This window comes from Streptomyces sp. NPDC005931 (assembly GCF_042871235.1).
Lineage (GTDB): Bacteria > Actinomycetota > Actinomycetes > Streptomycetales > Streptomycetaceae > Streptomyces.
Genome location: NZ_JBIAIG010000015.1, coordinates 70,773 through 94,129, shown reverse-complemented (window position 1 = coordinate 94,129; position 23,357 = coordinate 70,773). Strand labels below are relative to the sequence as shown.

At 72.5% G+C, this 23,357-nt stretch carries 22 protein-coding genes; 11 read left to right on the top strand and 11 right to left on the bottom strand.

Annotated elements, in window-relative coordinates; translation table 11 throughout:
- The first annotated feature begins 81 nt into the window (after positions 1 to 81).
- Entirely contained in the window at positions 82 to 1,272 is a 1,191-nt protein-coding gene (locus ACFYOV_RS28170; RefSeq protein WP_389092250.1) for an acyl-CoA dehydrogenase family protein, read from the top strand.
- A 49-nt stretch (positions 1,273 to 1,321) separates the two neighbouring features.
- Here the strand turns inward: ACFYOV_RS28170 and ACFYOV_RS28165 are convergent, their stop codons facing one another.
- Positions 1,322 to 1,759: a cell division protein SepF gene (locus ACFYOV_RS28165; protein WP_389092248.1), complete on the bottom strand. Its 438-nt coding sequence runs from the start codon at positions 1,757 to 1,759 to the stop codon at positions 1,322 to 1,324.
- A gap of 300 nt (positions 1,760 to 2,059) precedes the next feature.
- On the opposite strand from ACFYOV_RS28165, the gene ACFYOV_RS28160 reads away from it, so the two are divergent.
- The 5 genes from ACFYOV_RS28160 (at position 2,060) to ACFYOV_RS28140 (ending at position 11,459) form a co-directional block, all read left to right on the top strand.
- The gene (locus ACFYOV_RS28160; RefSeq protein ID WP_389092246.1) at positions 2,060 to 3,220 is read left to right on the top strand and encodes a DUF5685 family protein; all 1,161 of its coding nucleotides are present in this window, start codon (positions 2,060 to 2,062) and stop codon (positions 3,218 to 3,220) included.
- A gap of 396 nt (positions 3,221 to 3,616) precedes the next feature.
- Positions 3,617 to 4,525 (top strand): S1 family peptidase, encoded by a 909-nt coding sequence (locus tag ACFYOV_RS28155; RefSeq protein ID WP_389092243.1) that lies wholly within the window; start codon positions 3,617 to 3,619, stop codon positions 4,523 to 4,525.
- Between the two features lie 460 nt (positions 4,526 to 4,985).
- The gene (locus ACFYOV_RS28150; protein ID WP_389092241.1) at positions 4,986 to 6,068 is read left to right on the top strand and encodes a S1 family peptidase; all 1,083 of its coding nucleotides are present in this window, start codon (positions 4,986 to 4,988) and stop codon (positions 6,066 to 6,068) included.
- Between the two features lie 850 nt (positions 6,069 to 6,918).
- The gene (locus tag ACFYOV_RS28145; RefSeq protein ID WP_389092238.1) at positions 6,919 to 10,488 is read left to right on the top strand and encodes a DNA polymerase III subunit alpha; all 3,570 of its coding nucleotides are present in this window, start codon (positions 6,919 to 6,921) and stop codon (positions 10,486 to 10,488) included.
- The gene (locus ACFYOV_RS28140) at positions 10,485 to 11,459 is read left to right on the top strand and encodes a hypothetical protein (RefSeq protein WP_389092236.1); all 975 of its coding nucleotides are present in this window, start codon (positions 10,485 to 10,487) and stop codon (positions 11,457 to 11,459) included. The genes ACFYOV_RS28145 and ACFYOV_RS28140 overlap by 4 nt, the downstream gene beginning before the upstream one ends.
- 16 nt (positions 11,460 to 11,475) lie before the next feature.
- Here the strand turns inward: ACFYOV_RS28140 and ACFYOV_RS28135 are convergent, their stop codons facing one another.
- Entirely contained in the window at positions 11,476 to 11,850 is a 375-nt protein-coding gene (locus ACFYOV_RS28135) for a cupin domain-containing protein (RefSeq protein WP_389092234.1), read from the bottom strand.
- 106 nt (positions 11,851 to 11,956) lie between these two features.
- Here ACFYOV_RS28135 and ACFYOV_RS28130 point away from each other — a divergent pair, with 106 nt between their 5' ends.
- Both ACFYOV_RS28130 and ACFYOV_RS28125 read left to right on the top strand, forming a co-directional pair.
- Positions 11,957 to 12,403 (top strand): MarR family winged helix-turn-helix transcriptional regulator, encoded by a 447-nt coding sequence (locus tag ACFYOV_RS28130; RefSeq protein WP_389092231.1) that lies wholly within the window; start codon positions 11,957 to 11,959, stop codon positions 12,401 to 12,403.
- Between the two features lie 176 nt (positions 12,404 to 12,579).
- Complete coding sequence (locus ACFYOV_RS28125; RefSeq protein ID WP_389092229.1) at positions 12,580 to 13,443, top strand: esterase/lipase family protein; 864 nt, start codon at positions 12,580 to 12,582, stop codon at positions 13,441 to 13,443.
- 97 nt (positions 13,444 to 13,540) lie between these two features.
- Here ACFYOV_RS28125 and ACFYOV_RS28120 read toward each other — a convergent pair whose 3' ends face one another.
- Entirely contained in the window at positions 13,541 to 14,584 is a 1,044-nt protein-coding gene (locus tag ACFYOV_RS28120; RefSeq protein ID WP_389092227.1) for a lytic polysaccharide monooxygenase, read from the bottom strand.
- A gap of 183 nt (positions 14,585 to 14,767) precedes the next feature.
- Here ACFYOV_RS28120 and ACFYOV_RS28115 point away from each other — a divergent pair, with 183 nt between their 5' ends.
- Positions 14,768 to 15,241, top strand: a complete 474-nt coding sequence (locus ACFYOV_RS28115) for a GNAT family N-acetyltransferase (protein WP_389092225.1) — start codon at positions 14,768 to 14,770, stop codon at positions 15,239 to 15,241.
- A gap of 9 nt (positions 15,242 to 15,250) precedes the next feature.
- Here ACFYOV_RS28115 and ACFYOV_RS28110 read toward each other — a convergent pair whose 3' ends face one another.
- The gene (locus tag ACFYOV_RS28110) at positions 15,251 to 15,385 is read right to left on the bottom strand and encodes a hypothetical protein (protein ID WP_389092221.1); all 135 of its coding nucleotides are present in this window, start codon (positions 15,383 to 15,385) and stop codon (positions 15,251 to 15,253) included.
- Positions 15,386 to 15,524: 139 nt separating this feature from the next.
- Between ACFYOV_RS28110 and ACFYOV_RS28105 the strand changes: the two genes are divergently transcribed.
- Positions 15,525 to 16,142 carry a class I SAM-dependent methyltransferase gene (locus tag ACFYOV_RS28105; protein WP_389092218.1) on the top strand — a complete coding sequence of 206 codons (618 nt, stop codon included), beginning with the start codon at positions 15,525 to 15,527 and terminating at the stop codon, positions 16,140 to 16,142.
- Between the two features lie 16 nt (positions 16,143 to 16,158).
- Here the strand turns inward: ACFYOV_RS28105 and ACFYOV_RS28100 are convergent, their stop codons facing one another.
- Positions 16,159 to 16,659 (bottom strand): DUF402 domain-containing protein, encoded by a 501-nt coding sequence (locus ACFYOV_RS28100; protein ID WP_389092216.1) that lies wholly within the window; start codon positions 16,657 to 16,659, stop codon positions 16,159 to 16,161.
- Entirely contained in the window at positions 16,640 to 17,569 is a 930-nt protein-coding gene (locus tag ACFYOV_RS28095) for a GNAT family N-acetyltransferase (RefSeq protein ID WP_389092213.1), read from the bottom strand. The genes ACFYOV_RS28100 and ACFYOV_RS28095 overlap by 20 nt, the downstream gene beginning before the upstream one ends.
- A 69-nt stretch (positions 17,570 to 17,638) precedes the next feature.
- Here ACFYOV_RS28095 and ACFYOV_RS28090 point away from each other — a divergent pair, with 69 nt between their 5' ends.
- On the top strand, positions 17,639 to 18,007 hold the full coding sequence (locus ACFYOV_RS28090; RefSeq protein WP_389092210.1) for a GntR family transcriptional regulator: 369 nt from the start codon (positions 17,639 to 17,641) through the stop codon (positions 18,005 to 18,007).
- A gap of 27 nt (positions 18,008 to 18,034) precedes the next feature.
- On the opposite strand, the gene ACFYOV_RS28085 is transcribed toward ACFYOV_RS28090, so the two are convergent.
- The 5 genes from ACFYOV_RS28085 to ACFYOV_RS28065 all read right to left on the bottom strand — a co-directional run bounded on the left by ACFYOV_RS28085 (position 18,035) and on the right by ACFYOV_RS28065 (position 22,736).
- Positions 18,035 to 18,805 (bottom strand): DUF72 domain-containing protein, encoded by a 771-nt coding sequence (locus ACFYOV_RS28085; RefSeq protein WP_389092208.1) that lies wholly within the window; start codon positions 18,803 to 18,805, stop codon positions 18,035 to 18,037.
- 34 nt (positions 18,806 to 18,839) lie between these two features.
- Positions 18,840 to 19,934, bottom strand: coding sequence for a DUF5925 domain-containing protein (locus ACFYOV_RS28080; RefSeq protein WP_389092205.1), 1,095 nt, complete (start codon positions 19,932 to 19,934; stop codon positions 18,840 to 18,842).
- A gap of 146 nt (positions 19,935 to 20,080) precedes the next feature.
- Complete coding sequence (locus tag ACFYOV_RS28075) at positions 20,081 to 20,881, bottom strand: polysaccharide deacetylase family protein (protein ID WP_389092203.1); 801 nt, start codon at positions 20,879 to 20,881, stop codon at positions 20,081 to 20,083.
- Positions 20,878 to 21,918, bottom strand: coding sequence for a glycosyltransferase family 2 protein (locus ACFYOV_RS28070; RefSeq protein WP_389092201.1), 1,041 nt, complete (start codon positions 21,916 to 21,918; stop codon positions 20,878 to 20,880). The genes ACFYOV_RS28075 and ACFYOV_RS28070 overlap by 4 nt, the downstream gene beginning before the upstream one ends.
- Positions 21,915 to 22,736, bottom strand: a complete 822-nt coding sequence (locus ACFYOV_RS28065; RefSeq protein WP_389092199.1) for a glycosyltransferase family 2 protein — start codon at positions 22,734 to 22,736, stop codon at positions 21,915 to 21,917. Before ACFYOV_RS28065 ends, ACFYOV_RS28070 begins: the two co-directional genes overlap by 4 nt.
- Between the last annotated feature and the right edge of the window lie 621 nt (positions 22,737 to 23,357).

Below are 23,357 nucleotides of genomic sequence, written 5' to 3'. Positions count from 1 at the left end.
GTGGACGTGCGGGACACTGCGTCGTAACGTCGGCCCGACGCTGTAACTAGCAGCGCTAGTTTATTGTTCCCGGAGGGTCCCATGTCCGCGTCCTCGAAGTTGCCCCCCTTCGACCCCGCCGACCCCCTCGGCCTCGACGACCTGCTGGAGCCGGAGGACATCGCGATCCGGGACACCGTGCGCTCCTGGGCCGCGGACCGCGTGCTGCCGTACGTCGCCGACTGGTACGAGAAGGGTGAGCTGCCCGGGATCCGCGACCTGGCCCGGGAGCTCGGCGGGATCGGCGCGCTCGGCATGTCGCTCAGCGGGTACGGCTGCGCCGGGGCCGGCGCGGTGCAGTACGGACTCGCCTGCCTGGAACTGGAGGCCGCCGACTCCGGCATCCGCTCGCTCGTCTCCGTGCAGGGATCGCTCGCCATGTACGCCATCCACCGGTTCGGCAGCGAGGAGCAGAAGCAGCGCTGGCTGCCGGGCATGGCCGCGGGAGAGATCATCGGCTGCTTCGGGCTGACCGAGCCCGACCACGGCTCCGACCCGGCCTCCATGCGGACGTACGCCAAGAAGGACGGCACCGACTGGGTCCTCAACGGCCGCAAGATGTGGATCACCAACGGATCGGTCGCCGGTGTCGCCGTGGTGTGGGCGCAGACCGACGACGGAATCCGCGGGTTCGCCGTGCCGACCGACAGCGCCGGATTCTCGGCACCCGAGATCAAGCACAAGTGGTCCCTGCGCGCCTCCGTCACCAGTGAGCTCGTCCTCGACGACGTACGCCTGCCCGCCGACGCGGTGCTGCCCGGGGTGAGTGGACTGCGCGGGCCGCTGAGCTGTCTCAGCCACGCCCGGTACGGCATCGTCTGGGGGGCCATGGGTGCCGCGCGGTCGTCCTTCGAGGCCGCCGTCGACTACGCGAAGTCGCGGGAGCAGTTCGGGCGGCCCATCGGGGGTTTCCAGCTGACACAGGCAAAACTCGCCGACATGGCGGTCGAACTGCACAAGGGAATTCTGCTCGCCCACCACCTGGGGCGGCGTATGGACGCCGGCCGCCTGCGTCCCGAGCAGGTCAGCTTCGGCAAGCTCAACAACGTGCGGGAAGCGATCGAGATCTGCCGCACGGCCCGCACGATCCTCGGGGCCAACGGGATTTCACTGGAGTACCCCGTCATGCGGCACGCGACCAACCTCGAGTCCGTGCTCACCTACGAGGGCACCGTCGAGATGCACCAGCTTGTCCTGGGCAAGGCGCTCACCGGAATCGACGCGTTCCGGTAGTCCGGCCGGCAGGCCCCACGGGGAGGCAGGGCCGGCGAGCGGCCCTGCCTCAGCTCTGGTTGAAGAAACCGTCCGACCGGTGCGCGGCGGGCTCGCCGCTGACGACCTCGGTGTCGGCCGGGCTGAGCAGGAACACACGGTTGGACACGCGCTCGATGGACCCGCGCAGACCGAAGATCAGGCCGGCCGCGAAGTCGACCACGCGCTTGGCGTCGGTGGCCTCCATGGCCGTGAGGTTCATGATGACCGGAACCCCGTCCCGGAACAGCTCGCCGATGGCGCGGGCGTCCCGGAAGCTGTCCGGGGTGACCGTGCCGATGCGCCGCCCCTTCTCCTCGGCGACGTCCGCCGCCACCTTGACCCGCGGATCGGTGACCCAGGCGTCCCCGGGCTCGGTCCCGTCGGAATAGTCGTCGTCGTAGTAACGCTCGTCCTCGTTGTCGTCGACGAGGCCGAGCCAGGCACTCGCCTTGCGTACCGATCCCATGGACGCCTCCTCTCACAGCGGTCTTTCTTGTCTTTCCGCGTCCCATGGTCGTCCATGATGCGGATGGCGCGCCAAGTGGATAGACGCCGCGCGGGGGGTTTGTGACGGTACTGGTGCACAGCTGATCCGTCGAGAGTCCGTGTTTCCCAAGGGTCTTGAGGTAAACGACTGCTGACTGTGAGTGAAATATGATTCTTCTCGGCGTACGGGTGATGGTCGGGGCGTACGGGTGAACGAGGTGGCCGATACGATGCCGCCGCTCAACGTCGTTAGAACATCACGGGGGACGTCGTGTTCGGAATGGTCAGGCCCTGTCGGCACCGGCTCGGTGAGAAGCTGACGGCCCAGTGGATGGCGCATTTGTGCGGGCTGTGCCTCGCGTTGCGCGGGGACCACGGGCAGCTGGCACGGATCGTCACCAATTACGACGGGCTCCTCATATCCGTTCTGACGGAGGCTCAGGCCGGTCCCGTGGAGGCCGGGCGACGCACGGCGGGGCCGTGCCCCCTGCGCGGGATGCGGACCGCCTCCGTCGCGCACGGTGAGGGGGCCCGGCTCGCGGCGGCCGTCTCGCTGGTACTCGCCTCCGCCAAGGTGCGCGACCACGTCGCCGACGGTGACGGGCTGCTGGCCCGCCGGCCGGCCGCGCTCGCCGCGCGCCGGGTCGCCGCGAGCTGGGACCGGGCCGGGGCGCGCACGGGATCGGACGTCGGGTTCGACACCGCCGTCCTCGTCGACGCCGTGGTGCGGCAGACCGGCGTCGAGGCCCTCGCCGGGCCCGGTACCCCGATCCTCGCCGTCACCGAGCCGACCGAGACCGCGACCGCGGCGGCCTTCGCCCACACCGCTGTGCTGGCCGGGCGGCCGCACAACGCGGCGCCGCTCGCGGAGGCCGGGCGCCTGTTCGGACGGCTCGCGCATCTCCTGGACGCCGTGGAGGACAGGGAGGCCGACGCCGCCTCGGGCGCCTGGAACCCGGTCACCGCCACCGGCACACCGCTCACCGAGGCCCGCCGGCTCGCCGACGACGCCGTGCGCGGCATCCGGCTCGCGCTGCGGGAGGTCGAGTTCACCGACGGCGGTCTGGCGCACCGGCTCCTTGTCCATGAACTGCCCAACTCCGTCCACCGTGCCTTCGGTACGGTCACCTGTGCCCACAACGCCGGTCCTTACGCCCCGCCCGGCACGCCCGGCACGCCCGGCGGCCCCGGCGCCCCGCTGCCGCCCGGGTCGCCGCGCCGGGACCGGCGCGGGCTGCTCGCGGGCTGTGCCGTGTGGCTGGGGCTCGCCTGCACCTGCCAGATGTGCTGCGGCACGTACGAGGACCCCTGGAGCCGGGAGCGCAAGGAGGCGGCCTGCTCCAACTGCGACTGCAGCGGGTGCTGCGACTGCTGCCAGTGCTGCCAGTGCTGCGGCGAGGACGGCTGCTGCGACGGCTGCGACTGCGGTTGCGACTGCTGAGACCGGCCGACGGGCCCTCCCGCGGTTGATCCACCGGTATCCGGAGGGTCGAATTCCGGACATGCCGGGGACATCGTCGGTCGGCCGTGGCTGGGTTGGTGGCGAGCCGTGACATGAGGGTGTCCGGACCCGTGGTGCAAGCGTTTGCCGTGCGGCGCGGCAAGGGTGCGGGGCCGTGGACGCTACGCGCGTCCTGCGGACCAAGTCGCACAGATGGTTCAAAGGTTGACGGCCGAAAGGCACCCTTGCGCCGACCGGTCGGTCGGCCGAATACTCCCCACAGCGCTTGTCAGGGGCACGGCGTGTCCGGAAACCGGACGGACCGGCCCCCTGACTGCGCCTCACGGGCCCACAACCCCACGAGGGCCCCCTACTTCCTTTGTGGAGGAACGAGAAGTGAGGATCAAGCGCACCACCCCTCGCAGCGGCATTTCGAGACGGACCCGGCTGATCGCCGTCTCCACCGGCCTCGTGGCCGCTGCCGCGATCGCGGTCCCCAGCGCGAACGCGTCCGACACCCCCACCACCTTCAGCTCCGCCGACCTCAAGAGCGCCAGCGGCTCGGTGCTGAAGGCCGACGTCCCGGGCACCGCCTGGGCCGTCGACAGCAAGACCAACCGGGTGCTCGTCACCGTCGACAGCACGGTCTCCCAGGCCGAGATCGCCAAGATCAGGCAGCAGGCCGGAGACAACGCGGGCGCGCTGACCATCAAGCGCACCCCGGGCACGTTCTCCAAGCTCATCCAGGGCGGCGACGCGATCTACTCCGGCAGCGGGCGCTGCTCCCTGGGCTTCAACGTCCGCAACAGCGCGGGCACGCAGTACTTCCTGACGGCGGGTCACTGCACCCAGGGCGCCGGTACCTGGTACGCCAACTCCGGCCGCACCACGGTGCTCGGCTCGACCTCCGGCTCCAGCTTCCCGGGCAACGACTACGGCATCGTCCGGTACACCAACACGTCGATCAGCAAGCCCGGCACCGCGAACGGGGTGGACATCACCCGCGCGGCCACTCCGGCCGTGGGTACCACCGTCATCCGTGACGGTTCCACCACGGGCACCCACAGCGGCCGGGTCACCGCCCTGAACGCCACCGTCAACTACGGCGGAGGCGACGTCGTCTACGGCCTGATCCAGACCACGGTCTGTGCCGAGCCCGGCGACTCCGGCGGCCCGCTCTACGGCAGCAACGGCACCGCCTACGGTCTGACCTCCGGTGGCAGCGGCAACTGCAGCTCCGGCGGCACGACCTTCTTCCAGCCCGTCACGGAGGCACTGAGCGCCTACGGCGTCAGCGTCTACTAGACCGGCCCGCACCGCCCCGGTCACCTGTTCCACCGTTTCGCCTGCGGCAGGCAGCAGAAGAGCCCCCGCACGCCATCGCGTGCGGGGGCTCGCCCGTGTCCGGCACCGGTGCGGTGCAGACGACCGCCCGTCCGCTCCGTCCGCATCCGGACCCGGAAGAGGTGCATTCGAGCCAGGGCCGGCCTCGGTGCGCGACTCGCTCGATCACCCGCACACGGCGTTTGCAGCGCGAACTTGCAGTGCGTGTCCATGATCTGTCAGGACATAGGGGGCGCACGGTGATTGCCGTACGCGCGTCCAGAAGTCGACCTTGTGTGCTCCCCGCGCGTCTCGGAATAGTGGGCGGCGATCAACCGGCCCAGGCGCGGCTTTTTCTCGTTTGCCGCTCTCATGGCCGTACGCCTTCCGGTCCGTGAGGTCCCCACAACCTCCGGGCCGTCCCCCCACAGGAGGACGTGAGTTGAAGCACCGACGCATATCCAGGCGGCGTGTCGCCCTGGCAGGTGCGGGCATCGCCGCACTGGTCGCCGCCGGAGTCACCTTCCAGACTGCGAACGCGAGCGAGACCCCGGAGCCCTCGGCACCCCGGACCCTCTCGGTCGCGGCGGCCGGAAAGCTCGCCTCGGCGCTCGCCGAGGACCTCGGCGCCGACGCGGCGGGAACGTACTACGACGCGAAGGGCAAGAGCCTCGTGGTGAACGTCCTCGACGAGGACGCCGCCGAGACCGTCGAGGCGGCCGGCGCCCGGGCGAGAGTCGTGGCGAACTCGCTCGCCGAGCTGAAGAGCGCACGCGGCACGCTCCGGGAGGACGCCACCATCCCCGGCACCTCCTGGGTGACCGACCCGACCACCAACAAGGTCGTCGTCACGGCGGACCGCACGGTCTCCGAGGCCGAGTGGGCCACGCTGGAGAAGGTGGTCGACGGGCTCGGTGGCAAGGCCGAGCTCCAGCGCACCAAGGGGGAGTTCAAGCCCTTCGTCGCTGGCGGCGACACGATCACCGGAAACGGTGGACGCTGCTCGCTCGGCTTCAACGTGGTCAAGGGCGGCGAGCCGTACTTCCTGACCGCCGGGCACTGCACCGAGGGCATCTCCACCTGGTCGGACTCCGCGGGCAGCGTGATCGGCGAGAACGAGGCGTCCAGCTTCCCCGGTGACGACTACGGCCTGGTCAAGTACACCGCCGACGTGGCGCACCCGAGCGAGGTGAACCTCTACGACGGCTCCACGCAGGCGATCTCCGGCGCGGCCGAGGCCACCGTCGGCATGGAGGTCACCCGCAGCGGCTCCACGACCCAGGTCCACTCCGGCAGGGTCACGGGCCTGGACGCCACCGTGAACTACGGCAACGGCGACATCGTCAACGGGCTGATCCAGACCGACGTCTGCGCCGAGCCCGGCGACAGCGGCGGCTCGCTCTTCTCGGGCAGCAGCGCGATCGGCCTCACCTCCGGCGGCAGCGGCGACTGCACCTCGGGCGGCGAGACCTTCTTCCAGCCGGTGACCGAGGCCCTCGCGGCGACCGGCACGCAGATCGGCTGAGCACCCGCGCCCGGTGACGCCCCGCCCCCGGTGTGCTCGGGGGCGGGGCGTTTCGCGTCGCGGGGGAGGCGCGAGCGGACGTCACGGAGTCGCGGGGCGGGCGCGGACTCCGCGGCGGTCCGTCGCCGTCGCAGCCGTGTCATCGACGCGGTGACCGCCGTCTCCGTCACCGCCGTCCCCGTCACCGCCGTCCCCGTCACCGCTCCCGTCGACAGGAGCGGCGATCCGGTCGCGTCGTAGCTGCCGGAAGCATGCGAACCGGACGATCGGGCGGGCTGTCCGGGTCCCGGCGCCCGGCGGCGCAGCCGGGCCCACCGCCGCCCGGAACGGTGGAAGCAGCGGCGGCAGCGTGCCGCCCGCGCTCGAGGATGCCGAGGAGGGCGAGCGGGCCGCGCCCACCGCGAGGTGATCAGCGTGCCGGGGTCCTCACGGGGCGACGACCCCGCCCGGCAGCGCGTCCGGGGCCGGCCGACGGCGGCACGCCGAGCCCGCCGGTGTTGAGACCAGGGCCGTGGTGCCGGGTCGGATCACCGCCTGCTGGGCCCCGGACGGGAACCCGACGCCCAGGGGCAGCTCCCGCAGGTTCCAAAGTGCGGCCGGCGCTCCCGGAGGAGGTGCCGAACAGCGGCCGGAGCGGGACCGCACCAAGTGCGAGCAGGGTGTGCCACGAGGCGGCCCCGCGTTCCTCGCCTCTCCGTGACCAGGGTCTCCGTGTCATGTCCCTCCGGGCCGGGACACGGGTGTTTGCGCAGGTGGAAGGCGCCCTCACGGTTGTCGTACGCACGTTCGAGAATTGGTTTATGGTGGGGGTGAGCAGGTTGGAACGGATGTTCGATGGCGGGAGGTGTGGATGCCGGGCTTCACGCATCTGCACACCGTCTCCGGGTTCTCCCTGCGCTATGGCGCATCCCACCCGGAGCGGCTGGCCGAGCGCGCCTTCGAACGGGGCATGGACGCCCTCGCCCTTACCGACCGCGACACCCTCGCCGGGGCCGTCCGCTTCGCCAAGGCCTGCGCGAAGGCGGGCGTCCGCCCGCTGTTCGGCGCGGAGCTGGCGGTGGCGGTCCCGTCGGTGCCCGAGGAGGCGGACGAGTCCGTGCGGCGGCCGGGGCGGCGCCGCACCCCCGTGCGCGGCGGTGCCTTCGTCGACGAGTCGGCGCCCCGCGTCACCTTCCTCGCCCGGGACGGCGCCCGCGGCTGGGCCGACCTGTGCCGCCTGGTCACCGCCGCCCACACCGTTGCCGGCCCTCCGCGGCTGACCTGGGACGACAACCACGCCGACGGCCTGACCGTGTTGCTCGGCCCGGACTCCGACGTCGGCCGTGCCCTCGCCGCGGGCCGCCCCGACCGCGCGGCCCGGCTGCTCGGCCCCTGGCGGGAGGCCTACGGCGACGCACTGCGCCTGGAGGCCGTCTGGCACGGCCGCACGGGCACCGGACCGGGCTCCCTGCGGCTGGCCGCCCGGACCCTCGGCTTCGCCGCGGAACAGCGGGTCCGGCCGGTGCTCAGCAACGCCGTCCGGTACGCCGACCCCGGCCTCGGCCCGGTCGCCGACGTCCTGGACGCCGCCCGCCGCCTGGTCCCCGTCGACCCGGCCAAGGGGCTCGACTCCGGGGAGGCCTGGCTCAAGGACCCGGGTGCCATGCTCGGTGCGGCGGAGCGGATCGTGGAGGCCGCGGGCTTCCGGCGCGAGGCCGCCCACCGGCTGCTGGAGCAGACCCGGGCCACGGCCGCCGAGTGCCTGGTCGATCCCGAGGACGACCTCGGCATGGGCCGCGTCCACTTCCCCGAGCCGCACCTGGTGGGCGCCGGCCGCCGCACCGCCCAGCGGACGCTGGCCTCGCGTGCCACGGCGGGCATGCTGCTGCGCGGTTACGACCGGCGCCGGGAGTACTGGGAGCGGATGCACCACGAGCTGGACATCATCGCCCACCACGGCTTCGCCTCCTACTTCCTGACGGTCTCCCAGGTCGTGGACGACGTACGGCGCATGGGCGTCCGGGTGGCCGCGCGCGGTTCCGGCGCGGGCTCCCTCGTCAACCACCTCCTCGGCATCGCGCACGCCGATCCGATCGAGCACGGGCTGCTGATGGAGCGCTTCCTGTCCAAGGAGCGGGTCGTGCTGCCCGACATCGACATCGACGTGGAGTCCGCGCGGCGGCTCGAGGTCTACCGCGCGATCATCGGCCGGTTCGGCACCGAGCGGGTCGCGACGGTCGCGATGCCGGAGACCTATCGGGTGCGGCACGCCATCCGCGACGTCGGGGCGGCACTGTCCATGGACCCGGCCGAGATCGACCGGGTCGCCAAGTCCTTCCCGCACATCCGCGCCCGCGACGCCCGCGCGGCGCTCGAGGAGCTGCCGGAGCTGCGGGAACTGGCGGGGGAGAAGGAGAAGTACGGCCGGCTGTGGGAGCTGGTCGAGGCTCTCGACGCGCTCCCGCGCGGCATCGCCATGCACCCCTGCGGCGTCCTGCTGTCCGACGCCTCCCTGCTGAGCCGTACGCCGGTCATGCCGACCAGCGGCGAGGGCTTCCCCATGGCACAGTTCGACAAGGACGACGTCGAGGACCTCGGGCTGCTCAAGCTGGACGTGCTGGGCGTGCGGATGCAGTCGGCGATGGCGCACGCGGTGGCCGAGGTGGAGCGGGCGACGGGGGAGCGGATCGACCTGGACGCGGTGCCGGAGGGCGACCCGGCGACGTACGGGCTGATCCGGTCCACCGAGACGCTCGGCTGTTTCCAGATCGAGTCCCCGGGCCAGCGGGACCTGGTGGGGCGGCTCCAGCCGGCCACGTTCCACGACCTGGTCGTCGACATCTCGCTGTTCCGGCCCGGTCCGGTCGCCGCCGACATGGTGCGGCCGTTCATCGAGGCCCGGCACGGACGGGCGCCGGTGCGCTATCCGCACCCCGACCTGGAGGAACCGCTGAAGGGGACGTACGGCGTCGTCGTCTTCCACGAGCAGATCATCGACATCGTCTCGATCATGACCGGATGCGGACGCGGTGAGGCGGACCGGGTGCGGCGCGGGCTGTCCGACCCGGAGTCGCAGAGACGCATCAAGGTGTGGTTCGCGCAGCACGCGGAGGCCCGGGGTTATGACGCGGAAACGATTCAGCGGACCTGGGAGATCGTCGAGGCCTTCGGGTCCTACGGCTTCTGCAAGGCGCACGCGGTCGCCTTCGCCGTTCCGACGTACCAGTCGGCGTGGCTGAAGACGCATCACCCGGCCGCCTTCTACGCGGGGCTGCTCACCCACGACCCGGGGATGTACCCGAAGCGGCTGCTGCTGGCGGACGCGCGGCGGCGCGGGGTGCCGATCCTGCCGCTGGACGTGAACAGGTCGGGGGCCGCACACAGGATCGAACTGGTGTCTGAAACAGGGGAATGGAAGGGGGCGAAGGGGACGGAGCGGTGGGGCCTGCGGCTGGCGCTCTCCGACGTGCACGGCATCAGCGAGGCCGAGGCCGCGCGGATCGCCGGGGGACAGCCGTACGCCTCGCTGCTCGACTTCTGGGAGCGGGCCCGGCCCAGCCGCCCGCTGGCGCAGCGCCTGGCCCAGGTCGGCGCACTGGACGCGTTCGGCGCCAACCGGCGTGACCTGCAACTGCACCTGACCGAACTGCACCGGGGCGCCCGGGGCGGGCGCGGGGACCAACTCCCGCTGGCCGGTGGGCGGAGGACCGCCTCGGCGGGGCTGCCCGACCTCAGCCCGGAGGAGCGGCTCAGCGCCGAACTGGGCGTGCTGTCCATGGACGCCTCGCGCCACCTGATGGACGACCACCGCGCCTTCCTCGACGAGCTGGGCGTGGTCTCCGCGCGGCGGCTGCGCGAGGCGCGGCACGGGGAGACGGTGCTGGTCGCGGGCGCCAAGGCGGCCACCCAGACCCCGCCCATCCGCTCCGGCAAGCGGGTCATCTTCTCCACCCTGGACGACGGCACGGGCCTGGTCGACCTCGCCTTCTTCGACGACTCCCACGACGCCTGCGCCCACACCGTCTTCCACTCCTGGCTGCTGCTGGTGCGCGGGGTGGTGCAGCGCCGCGGCCCGCGCAGCCTCAGCGTGGTCGGCTCCGCCGTCTGGAACCTCGCGGACCTGCTCGAGGTGCGCCGGGAGGAGGGACTGGAGGGGGTCGCGGCACGCCTCGCGGAGCCGGGCGGTCCCGGGTCCGGTGCTCCCGTTCCCGGTGACGGTGACGGCGACGGTGACGGTGACGGTCCCGCGCGCAGGCGGCTCGCGGGATCGGAGGGGCGGCCCGCGCCGGCCGGTTCCGCGGCCCGGGATCCGATGGAGGACCGGAGGATCCGTATGCCCACGGGGTACGAGATGCACCCCTGGGCCGATCTGCGCCCCGCGGGCGAAGGGCCCGCGGTGGGAAGGAAATTGTGGCACCAGAGTCCGGGGAGTGCGGGATGACCATCCTCTGCGTACGTTTCCAGCTGCCTCCGATGTACGAGGCCGCCCTGCCCCGGCTGCTCGGCCTGCTGGAGGAGTTCACACCCGTCGTGCAGGCCCTGCCGCCGGACGGTGCCCTGGCCGATCTGCGCGGCGCCGAGCGGTACTTCGGACGCAGCGCGGTCGAGCTGGCCTCGGTGATCCGCGTCCGCGCCCTGGCCCTGCACGGCGTGGACTGTGTGATCGGCGCCGGGCCCGGACCGATGCTGGCCCGCATGGCGCTGCGGGATGCCGTGCCCGGCGTGACCCGCGCGGTGCCCGACGACCCCGACGCCGTCAGGGAGTTCCTGGCAGGTCAGCCCGTGACGGCGCTGCCCGGCGTCGGCACCGGGACCGCCCGCACCCTGGGCGAGTACGGCCTCGACACCCTCGGCCGGGTCGCCGCCGCGCCGCTGTCCACGCTCCAGCGGCTGGTGGGCGCCAGGGCCGGGCGGGAACTGCGGGAGAAGGCGGGCGGCATCGACCGCGGCCGGGTCGTGCCGAACGCCGTCTCCAGGTCCCTCGCCGCCGAACGCCCCTTCACCCGCGACGAACTCGATCCCGACCGGCACCGCCGCGCCCTGCTCTCGGCCGCCGAGGAACTGGGCGCCCGGCTGCGCGCCCTGGACAAGGTGTGCCGCGGTCTCACCCTCACCGTGCGCTATGCCGACAGGTCCGCCACCACCCGCACCCGCACCCTCCAAGAGCCGACCGCGCACTCGGCGGCACTCACCAGGGCGGCGTACGGCCTGTACGAGGCGCTCGGTCTCCAGCGAGCCCGGGTGCGCGCCCTCGCCCTGCGTGCCGAGGGACTCGACCCCGCCGAGCAGGCGTCCCACCAGCTCAGCCTCGATCCCGTGGACGACAGGCTCCGCCGCATCGAGGAGGTCGCGGACCGTGCGCGGGCCAAGTTCGGCCCCCGTGCGGTGATGCCGGGCGCGCTGGCCGCATGACGGCCGTCGGCGGACCTCAGCCGGCCCACGGCGGGGCGATGCGCGTGCCGTCGGCCAGTGTCGCCTCCAGGCCGCGGGAGGTGGTGACCCACGAGACAGCGACCCGCGCGGTCGGGTTCTCCACGGCGAGGGTCGCACCGGCGTGCACGATCACCGTGTCCCCGGCGGTGACGCGGTGGGTGGTGCCGTCGAGGGTGATCAGCAGTTCGCCGTCGAGCAGGTGGAGGATCTCCTCCCGGCTGACGGTGTGCGCGGGCGCCCGGGTGCCGGCGGGGATCTCGCCCCGCCAGGCGCACAGTTCCCTGCTGCCGGTCGACGGGGCGGCGTACGAGACGAAACGGGCGCCGTGCATCTCGTGGACGACGGCTTCGGACGGACGGACGACGGGCACGGGGAACCTCCCGGGACGGGGTCGAGTTGCTTGGCGATATGGTCAAGCAAATTGACCATATCGTCAAGCTGCTTGACCACTCGATCGCGGGTGCTTCAATGCCCTCGTGCAGAACTCCGAGGCCATGGCCCTGTCCGCCGCCCTGCTCGCCGTCGCCGGCGAGCTCACCCAGCGCATCCAGGAGGGCGTGGTCGCCCGTGGTTTCGAGGGGGTGCGGCCCGCGCACGGCTTCGCCTTCGCCCGGCTCGCCCCCGACGGCGCGACGGTCACCGACCTCGCGAGTCATCTCGGGGTGACCAAGCAGGCCGCCAGTCAGCTCGTCGACGAGATGGTGCGCAAGGGGTACGTCGAGCGGCGCCCGCATCCCGGGGACGCGCGGGCCCGCCTGGTGGTGCTGACCGCGTCCGGCTGGGCCTGCACCCGGGCCGCGGAGGAGGCGGCGGCCGAGGCGGTGCGGGGCTGGGGCGAGGTGCTGGGTGAGCGGGATCTGCGCTCGCTGTGCGAGCGGCTGTTGCGCATCGCGCCCGGCGGACCCGTCCGGCCCGGCTGGTGACGCCGTATCAGCAGGGGAGGGAGGATCGTCGGTTGTCGCTGAGAGTTTTTACTGACGCGTAACTTCCCAGTTGCCCTACTGGCCCGTAACTTGACGGGTGAACAGCATCCTCGTGATCCGGATCACAGGGCGTAAGGCCTCCCCACCTTCCCCTTGAACCGCAAGGAGATCACGCGATGCTGCCCTGGAAAAGAGTGATCGGATCGCTGGCCGGACTGCTGCTGGCCGCCGCGGCCGTCACCGTCCCCACCGCCACCGGCGCCCACGCCGCCGACGCGCCCCACTCCGGCTGGAACGACTACTCCTGCAAGCCCTCCGCCGCCCATCCCCGGCCCGTCGTCCTGGTGCACGGCACCTTCGGCAACTCCGTCGACAACTGGCTGGGCCTCGCGCCCTACCTCAAGCACCGCGGCTACTGCGTCTTCTCCCTCGACTACGGCCGGCTCCCCGGCGTGCCCTTCTTCCACGGCCTCGGCCCCATCGAGAAGTCGGCGGAAGAACTAGACGCGTTCGTCGACAAGGTGCAGGCCGCGACCGGCGCCGCGAAGGTCGACGTCGTGGGTCACTCCCAGGGCGGCATGATGCCCCGCTACTACCTCAAGTTCCTCGGTGGCGCCGCCGAGGTGAACGCGCTCGTCGGCATCGCGCCCAACAACCACGGCACCACCCTCGGCGGCCTCACCCACCTGCTGCCGTACTTCCCGGGCGCTGAGGACCTGTTGAGCACGGCCACCCCCGCCCTCGCCGACCAGGTCCTCGGCTCCGACTTCATGACCAAGCTCAACGAGGGCGGCGACACCGTGCCCGGCGTGCGCTACACCGTCCTCGTCACCCGGTACGACGAGGTGCTCACCCCGTATCGCAACCAGTACCTCAACGGGCCGAACGTGCGCAACGTCCTGCTCCAGGACCTGTGCCCGCTCGACCTCTCCGAACACGTGGCGATCGGGCTGTTCGACCGGATCGCCTTCCACGAGGTGGCCAACGCTCTCGACCCGGCCCATGCCGAACCCACCACGTGCGCTTCCGTGCTGGGCTGACACGTGTAGGTGCCTGAAAGCGGTCCCCGGACACATGGGGTGACGGCACACAGGGGCCCTGTCCGGCCTGAGCCGCCGGACAGGGCCCCGAGCCGGTTCAGTGGCCCCGGCGTCCGCCGGCCGTCGCGCGCCGCCGGGTGGAGGCGAACAGGGCGGCCGAGCCGAGTGCCAGCGCCGCCGCACCGCCGGCCATCAGGTACGGCGTGTTGCCGTCGCCGCCGGTCTCGGCGAGGTTCTGCCCGGCACCGGCCGCCTTGGGCTGGTTGCCGCCGGCGGAGTCGTTCGCTGCTGCCTCCGGTGCCGCCGAGGTGTCCGGGTCGTCGTCGCCGTGCCCGTGGTTCTCGATCGTCGACTTCTCGGCGGCGGCCTCGAGCTGGGCCTCGGTGGGTGCGGAGGCGGCCGGTGCCGGGGCCGTGTCGCCCTTGGCCGCGTCGTTCCCGGCGGCGTCGCCCTTGGGCGCGTCACCCTCGGCGGTGCCGCCGCCACCGTTCGTGCCGGTCCCGCCCGTGCCGCCACCGAAGGTGACGTCCGAACAGGAGTAGAACGCCTCCGGGCTGTCCGACCGCTGCCAGACCGCGTACAGCACATGCTTGCCGGAGCGCTCCGGGAGGCTGCCGGAGAAGGTGTAGAAACCGCCCGCGGCGGCCGGGTCGGTGGCCGTCGCCACCGGGTTGGCCAGATCCAGGTCGCCCCAGGCCAGCGGCTTGGACGGGTCGTAACCGGGCTTGGTGGCGTACACCTTGAAGGTGCCCCGGTGCGGGGCGGTCACCCGGTACTTGAAGGTGTGCGAGCCGCTCTTCACGGCGGTGGCGGGCCAGTCGGCGCGGGGCAGGTCGAGACCCTTGAACTGCTCGTTGCCGGCGCTGCACAACTTGCCGTCCGGGATGAGCTCCTGGTGACGCCCGGCCGCGTCCCCGATGCGGATGCCGTTCCAGTCGTACAGCGCCTGCGTGCCGCCGGCCGCCACCGCCGCCTTGCACGCCGCGGACTTCGGGCTCTCCGGGCCCTCCGCGTAGCACTGGGCGACCCGGCTCACCGGGTCACCCATCGAGCCGTGCGCGGACGCCGGCGCGGCGGACAGCGCGGTCAGGGCGAGCGGGACGAGACCGACGGCGACAGCGGCCTTGCGGCGAGCGGGCATGGCGTAGCAACTCCTCGAAGCGATCACTGACTCGGGGAACCCGTGGGGGTGGATCCCGTGGGGAACGAGTCCGAAGCTAGCCGTGCCGAACCGCGAAATCGCCTGGCAGGGGCCCTGGGGGGAGATCCTTATGGCGGCGTTAAGGGAGTGCTCAGGCTGGGATCAGACAGTTACCGTTCGCACATGACGCACCACGCGGTCCGCCCCGCCGCAGCCGCCGACGTACCGGAGGTGGAAGGGGTGATCGACGCGGCCTTCAGCACCTACATCGGGCGCATGGGCGTCGTGCCGGTGCCCATGGAGGCGGACCACGCGGCGAACGTGGCGGCGGGGAAGGTGTTCGTCGTCGACGACCCCGGCACGGGACGGGTGAACGGCCTCGTGGTGATCGAGGTGCACGAGGACCACCTGTACCTGGACGTCGTCGCCGTCCGCCCGGAGCTCCACGGCACGGGACTGGGGCGACGGCTGCTGGAGTTCGTGGAGGCACGCGCGCGTGCCCTCGGACTGCCCGAGATCAGGCTCTGCACGAACGCCATGATGTGGGAGAACCAGGAGATCTACCCGAGGTTCGGATACGACGTCGTGGAGCGCCGGGACACCGGTCCGTACGACCGGATCCACTACCGCAAGCGGCTGCGCCGGCGTCCGGGATGAGGAGGCTGCTCAGCTCTCCGGCCACCAGGTGCGGGCGATGTCCTCGCGGACCTCCGGACGCCCGGAGGGGCGCTCGTCGCTCTCTTCGCGGACCTGGCGGGCATCCGGCTTCTTCAGGGGCTTGTGCGTGGTGACACGGCGCATGGCTGCCTCCTTCAGGGTCCACCGGGTTCCGTGTTCTCACGGAGATAGACCTTCCGGGCGAGAGTTCCTCATCGGTCCCGGTCTGTCTGTGGCCGCGGTCACCCCTCGGTTGTCAGTGGCGGGTGTCACCCTTGGGGCCATGAATGACGACGGTCACCGGACGGACACCGACGGTGTGGACTGGGACGCACGGGCCGCCACGTTCGACGAGGAACCCGATCACGGGCTGCGCGACCCGCGGGTGCGGGCGGCCTGGTCGGACCGGCTGCGCGCCTGGCTGCCCGCGCGGGCGGGCGACGTCCTCGACCTCGGCTGCGGCACCGGCAGCCTCTCGCTCCTCGCGGCCGAGCAGGGACACCGGGTGACGGGAGTCGACCGCTCCCCGGCCATGATCGCGCGGGCCAGGGAGAAACTGGCCGGCCGCGACGCGGCGTTCCTCGTCGGCGACGCCGCCGCACCTCCCGTCGGGGACCGGCGTCACGACGTCGTCCTCGTCCGGCACGTGCTGTGGACGCTGCCCGGGCCGGGCCGGGTGCTGCGGCACTGGCGCGGGCTGCTGCGGCCGGGCGGACGGCTGGTGCTGGTCGAGGGCGTCTGGGGGACGGCGAGCCCCGTTGGCATACCGGCGGACCGGCTCACCGCGCTCCTGGCCCCGCTCGGCGGCCGGGTGAGCGTGGAGCGGCTGTCGGACGACGCCGCGCTGTGGGGCGGGGAGGTGGACGACGAACGGTACGCGGTGGTCGCGGTGCCGGACTGAGCCGGGAACCGTGACGTCAGGCGACCAGCGCGTCGAACCCACCCCCGCGGGCCAGGGCCTCCAACTCGTCGAGGGCGGCCTCGGCGGCCGCGGCCGCCCGGGGATCCGCCGCCGCGAGCCCGCTCTGTGCGAACTCGTCCTCGTCCAGCCGGCGTACGTCCGAGCCGTCCGCGGAGCACCACAGGTCCAGGTCGAGGTCCTCGACGACCAGCTCCGTTCCGCGCAGCTCGGCGGGGCGGGTCACGTCGCAGTAGCGGCCCTTGAGCGCGCCGTCGGCGGTACGGACCTCCTTCACGGAGTACCAGCGGTCCCGCCAGTAGTGCTCGGTGAAGACGTCACCGGGCTCGAAGCGGACGAAGCCGAAGTCGCGTACGCCCTCGCCCGCCCAGGGGGCGCGCACGGTGACCCTGGTGCCGTCGTCGGCCAGCAGCTCGGCCGGGTAACGGATCTTCGTGCGGCCCGCCTTGACGAGGACGACCTCCACGACGTCGGGCGCGTCAGCCGAGTTCGCGGACATACCGCACCTCCGTGGCGCCGATCTCGTAACCGAACCACTTGTTGATCGCGATCATCGGTCCGTTGCCGGTGTCGTTGCCCGTGAACGCCTCCGTGCACCCGGCGGCGCGGGCGCGGTGCAGGGAGGCGTTCTTGGCGAGCTTGGCCAGGCCACGGCCGCGGTGGGCGCGGGCGGTGCCCGTCATGGCGGTGGCGTAGCGGCCGCTGCCGTCGGTGTAGGCCACGGTGAAGGCGGCGGGGCGGCCGTCGACCACCGCCACGGTGGTCAGCTCCAGGTCGAGCATCGGGTGCCTCCATGTCTCCTCGACCCATGCCTCGTAGTCGGTGAACTCGGTGCCGATGTCGCTCGGTTCGTCCGACGATGTCTCCGCGTCCAGCTCGAACACCGGGTGGGGGTCGCCGGCGAAGTCGGCGCCGGTGCGCAGGTCGACGCCGGGCGGCGGGTCCTGGAGCGGCGGCAGGGTGCCGTTCGCCAGGTCCAGCCGCAGGAAGTAGGCGGAGCGGCTGGCCCGGTAGCCGTGCCGCTCGGCGAAGGCGCGGTTGTCCGGTGCGTCCAGGACCCAGGCGAAGATCTTGCGGACGCCCAGACCGGCCAGGCGTTCCTCGGCGGTGCGCAGCAGCAGGGTGCCGGCGCCGCGCCCCGTACGACCCGGGCGCACATAGATGTTGGCGGAACCCTGGCCGGGCTCCGGGCTGTCGTGGGCGAGGCTCACCTGGGCCGTGCCGACGATCTCGCCGTCCTCCTCGGCGACGAGCTGGCTGAAGCGGGCGTCCGGGTGGGAGTGCGTCAGGCTGTGCAGCACGGACTCGGGCGTGGACAGCATGAACGGCACGGCGAGGCGGCGCACATGGGAGAACCCCTCGGCGTCGGCTCGGACGTCGGGTCGCAGGTCGCGCACGATGACGGTCATGGAGGCGCACGCTATGCCGGACGGGTCGCCGGTGCCTCTCATTTTCCGCCCGTGCGGGACAATCGGCGCGTGACCCTGAGGATCCACATCGACGACAGTGCGCCGCCCTACGAGCAGGTGCGGGCGCAGATCTCCGAGCAGGCCCGGTCGGGCGTGCTGCCGGTGGGGTACCGGCTGCCGACGGTGCGGGGGCTGGCCGGGACGCTCGGCCTGGCCGTCAACACGGTGGCCAAGGCGTACCGGGCGCTGGAGGCCGACGGGGTGATCGAGACGCGCGGCCGCAACGGCACGGTGGTCGCCGCCGCGGGCTCGGCGGCGGAACGGGAGGCGGCCTCGGCGGCTCAGGCGTACGCGCAGCGGGCACGGCGACTGGGGCTGAGCGAGGAGGCGGCGCTGGGGGCCGTACGGGATGCCCTGCGGGCGGCCTACGGCGACTAGCCCCAGCGGCCCGGAGCGGATTCCGGGTCAGGCCGGGGTCAGACGGTCCGGGGTGCGGGTGACCGGGAGGTCCGCCGACGCGGCCGTTCGAGCGAAGAGCGTCGCGTCGGTCACCGCCGCCGCGCCGGGGTCGTTGTTGAAGTAGGCGTAGACGTCCTCCCCGCCGGCCCAAGTGGTCGCGATGCGGTGGACCCAGGTTCGCAGGGACTGACGGCCGTAGTGCGGCCAGGGCCGGGCCCGGCCCTGGTGGAAGCGGACGTAGCCCCAGTCGGCGGTGCGCCACAGCGGGGTCACCGGGCGGGCCAGGACGTCGGCCCAGCACAGGGCCGCGCCCCGGGCCTCCAGCACGCCCCGCACCCGCGGGGTCCACCAGGAGTCGTGGCGCGGTTCGACCGCCACCCGGGTCGACGGGGGGAAACGGCGCAGACAGGCGTCCAGGAGTACGGGGTCGGCGCGGAGGGTGGGCGGGAGCTGGAGGAGGACCGGGCCGAGCCGGTCGCCCAGGCCGGCGGCGTGGCTCATCAGGCGCTCCACCGGCTCCTCGGGCTCGCGCAGTCGCTTGATGTGGGTGAGGTAGCGGCTCGCCTTGACGGCGACGACGAAACCCGGCGGGGTCCGCTCCCGCCAGGCCGCGAACGTCTCCCGCGACGGCAGCCGGTAGAACGCGTTGTTGATCTCCACGGTGGCGAAGCGCGCCGCGTACTCCTCCAGCCAGAGGCGCATCGGCAGCCCCGCCGGGTACAGCACCTCCCGCCAGTCCTTGTACTGCCATCCCGAGGTGCCGACGAACACGGTCATACGACCATCAAAACACCGGCGCTACCGCGGTGCTCTACAGGTAGAGCCCCGCGTCCGCGTCCCCCCGCGGCTCCGGCAACGAGGTCGGGGAGGTGCCCCGGCGCAGTGCGTACAGCTCCGCCAGGGACGCTCCCTCGCGGCCGACGCCGTCCTCGCGGCCCAGCCAGTTCACCGCCTCCGCGCGGGTCAGCGGCCCCACCTCGATGCGGGCGAGGCAGCGGCCGGGGCGCACGACCGCCGGGTGCAGACGCTCCAGGTCCTCGTTGGTGGTGACGCCGACCAGGACGTTGCGGCCCTGGCCGAGCAGGCCGTCGGTGAGGTTCAGCAGCCGGGACAGGGCCTGCCCCGCGGTGTGCTTGGCCTCGCCGCGGATCAGTTCGTCGCAGTCCTCCAGGAGCAGCAGCCGCCAGCGGCCCCTGCCCGCCGAGTCCTCCTCGCCGATCGCGATGTCCATCAGATATCCCACGTCGGAGAAGAGCCGCTCGGGGTCCAGGACGCAGTCCACCTGGCACCAGTCCCGCCAGGAGCGGGCCAGGGTGCGCAGCGCCGACGTCTTGCCGGTGCCGGGCGGACCGTGCAGCAGGAGCAGGCGGCCCGAGATGTCCTCGGGCGTGGTCTTCATCAGGCGGTCCATCGCGTCGGCCACCGGGGCGGTGTAGTTGGGCCGGACCTCCTCCCAGGTGCCCGCCGAGATCTGCCGGGTGGTGCGGTGCGGGCCGCGGCGCGGGGAGACGTACCAGAAGCCCATGGTCACGTGCTCCGGCTGCGGTTCGGGCTCGTCCGCGGCCCCGTCGGTCGCCCGTCCCAGGACCTCCGCCGCGAGTTCGGCGCTGGTCGCGGTGACCGTGACGTCGGCGCCCCGGTTCCAGCGGGAGACCAGCAGCGTCCAGCCGTCGCCCTCGGCCAGGGTGGCGCTGCGGTCGTCGTCCCGGGCGACGCGCAGCACACGGGCGCCGGACGGCAGCAGGGTCGCGCCGGAGCGCACGCGGTCGATGGTGACGGCGTGCGAGTACGGCTGCTCGCCTGTCGCGAAACGGCCGAGGAAGAGCGCGTCGACGACGTCGGACGGGGAGTCGCTGTCGTCGACGTTCAGCCGGATCGGCAGTGCCTCGTGTGGGTGCGCGGACATGTCCGCCATGATCGGGCACGCGGGCACCGTACGCACCCGTTTTCCGGGTGCGTACGGCGCGCCGCCCGTCCGGGCATGGGCCGGTCGTGCCGCGGGTGACCCGACCGGCGGGCCGGTGCGGTCCGGGACCGCCGCCCGTGCGCGGTTCAGTCCCGGACGCGCACCGGCAGCCGTGCGGCCCGCCGGGTCCGGCGGACCACCGCGTAGCCCTTGGTCAGCGCACGGTCCCGGGCGAAGGCGCGGGCGATGCTCCGCCCCTCCACCAGCCGCTCGAACTCGGCGGTGTCCGTGGTCCGCCGCACCGTGAGCCGCCGCAGCGCGTACGGGCCCTGGGCACGGCGGGCCAGGGCGTTGCCGACGGCGAGCGCCTGGGCGTACCCCGTCTCCCGCACCGCCCGGCGCACCCGGCGGCTGGAGTAGCCGTAGGGGTAGGCGAACGAGGCCGGAGCCGGGCCGAGTTGGTCCGAAATGATCTCCCTGCACAGGATCAGCTCGGAGCGCAGCCGGCGTTCGCCGAGCTGGTCGAGCTGCGGATGGCTGTGGCTGTGCCCGCCGATCTCCACGCCCGCGCCGGCCAGTTCGCGCACCTGGTCCCAGTCCAGCATGGTGTCCAGGGCGCCGCCGGTGTCGTACGGCCCGCGGAGCCATCCCGTGGAGACGAACAGCGTGGCCGGGAAGCCGTGCTTGGCGAGCACGGGCAGGGCGTGCCGGTGCACGCCCTCGTAGCCGTCGTCGAAGGTGACGAGCACCGGGCGTGGGGGCAGCGGGCGTGCCGAGCGCCAGCGGGCGGCGAGTTCGGCCGTGGTGAGCGGGGTGAGACCCCGGTCCGCGACCACCGCCATCTGCTCGGCGAACGCCTCCGGGGAAACGGACAGCGCGCGGGTGGCCCCGTTGGGATCGGTGGTGACGGAGTGGTACATCAGGATCGGCACACGCACGTCCGTCACGGGTGCCTCCCCGGTTCCGCCCGCGCCGCCGGGACGTCCTCCACCACCGGCACCGAGTATGTCGCCCCGTCCCGCCGTGCCCGCACGCTCCCGACCAGGTAACCGCCCGCCGCCGAGAGCACCCCGGCGACGATCGCCCCCGCCCGGCCCGCGCCCCCCGGTCGGCCCAGGAGGGCGTCGCGCAGCCCCCGGGCCACGCCGGCCGGCAGGACCCGCGTGGCGTACCGGCGTTCCGACTCGAGCCCCTTCTGTGTGCCCACGCTGCGGGCCACCAGCGCCTTGGACAGGCCCTCGGCGTAGGTCCGGGTGCGGAAGTAGCGGAAGTGCTCGCGTGCCTCGGGAACCCGGTGGTGGATCACCGCGCGGTCGTCGATCAGCAGGACGGCGTCGGGACGGACCTGGCCGAGGCGGATGCACAGTTCCGTCTCCTCGCCGCCCAGCGGGTGTTTGCCGCCGTCGCGTCCGATGCCGGTGGCGAAGCCGCCCGCCGCCTCGAAGGCGCTGCGGCGGAAGGAGGCGTTGCCGCCGAGGACGTTGCGCACCCGCACCCGGCCGGGCGGCAGCCCGCGGTAGGTGCAGCCCACCACCCAGTCGAACTCCTCGGGGAACCACGCGGGACGCCGGCCCGACGCCCAGACGGGCTCGGTGCGCCCGCCGACCGCCATCACGCGCGGATCGGCGTACCCCTCGGCGAGGTGCTCGAGCCAGTCGCGTTCGGCCACGGCGTCGTCGTCGAGGAAGGCGACGATCTCACCGCGCGAGGCGGCGATCCCGGTGTTGCGGCCGGCGGACAGCCCGCGGGGTCCGGCGTTGGCGAGCACCCGCACGACCGTGCCGCCCGCGGCATCCGCGTCCTCCTTGTACTCCCTGGCCAGCCGGTCCAGGAGCGCCTGGTTGTGGTCCACCACCAGCAGGGTCTCCAGGGCCCGCCGTGACTGTGCCCGGACCGAGTCGACCGCGGCGAGGACGTCCTCCCAGCGGTCCTCGGTGTAGGCGCAGATCACGACCGAGATCTCGGGGGTGCCGGGATGGTTCAAGACACCTTCCCCCGGACCGTGTCCAGCAGCGGCGAACGGTGCGTGCGCCGGCGCAGCGCTCTCCGGTTGGAGCGCTCGCCGAGGATCACCCTCAGCACGCGGAAACCGTCGCGCACGGCGCGCAGGTTGCTGGTGCCGTGGATGCGCAGGTACTCGTGGCTGGGGATCTCCTGTACCTTCAGCCCGGCCTTGACGACCCGGATGTTCATCAGGGTCTCGACCTCGAAGCCGGTGCAGTCGAGGTCGATCTTGTCCAGGCAGTGCCGCCAGAAGGCGTTGTAGCCGTAGCAGAGGTCGGTGTAACGGGCGCCGAACTTGCGGTTGACGATCGCGCACAGGACCCGGTTGCCGAGCTTGCGGACGAACGTCATGTCGTCGGTGCCGCCGCCGTTGGCGAAGCGGGAGCCCTTGGCGAAGTCGGCCCCGGAGACCAGGGCGGAGACATAACTGACGATCTCGTTGCCGTCGGCCGAGCCGTCCGCGTCGACCATCACGATGATGTCGCCGGTGCAGGCCCGGAAGCCGGTGTTGAGGGCGTCCCCCTTGCCCTTGCCGCTCTGGCCCACGACCTTGACGCCGGGCCAGAGGTCACGGGCCACCTCGACGGTGTCGTCGGTGGAGTTGCCGTCGACGAGGACCACTTCGTGGATCCAGTCGGGCAGCGTCTTGAAGACGTACGGAAGGTTCTCCGCCTCGTTCATGGCCGGTATCACCACGCTCACCGGCGGCGCGATGGCCAGATGTGAGGAGACGGGCCGGTACTTGCCGGCGGGCGGCGGATCCTCGTGTGCGGTCGCCGGCTGAAGAACGGAGCTCATGAGTCTGGTCCCTCTCGTCCGGTGGACCGCCCGCCCCCGGGCGGCCCGGCTGTTCGTCCGGTTCGAAAGGGGGGTTGGTGTCCACACGGCACGACGGAAGGGAACTCCGTGCACGCCGGGTGAGCTGGCGAAGCTTGCCGGCCGCGGAACAACGGCGGCCGACCGCGCGGCACGGCCCGGTCACCTCGCGGCCACCGAGCACGGCACCCCCCTACCGCGCCCCGCGCCGGTGCGTCGCGCTCCCGAGCCCTCCCCTGGAGCCATGTACTGACGGACCGATGCGGGTGAGATCTATGACGATATTGACGGTTGACCCCGTATGGCAAGACCTGGAACGAGCCTCACGTTTTTGCTGATTTGGCCGTTGCGTGTGGGTCCTGCCTCGATGCGTGAGTCTGCATGGCCGACTTTGCCCCCCGAAGCGTCGGATGCCGGGCTTCAATGTGGCGCACCCCGTAGGGGGCGTCAAGGGACGAAGGTCCCTGCGGCCGGATTTTGTCCAGGATTGAACAGACCGCCGGTGTCGCGGGGTCAGGCGCGTGAAGAAGTCGGGCAGTTCCGGGAAGGAGTGCGAAATTCTTGGCATGGACACTTCCGGTCAACACGCGTAGTTGCTACGAC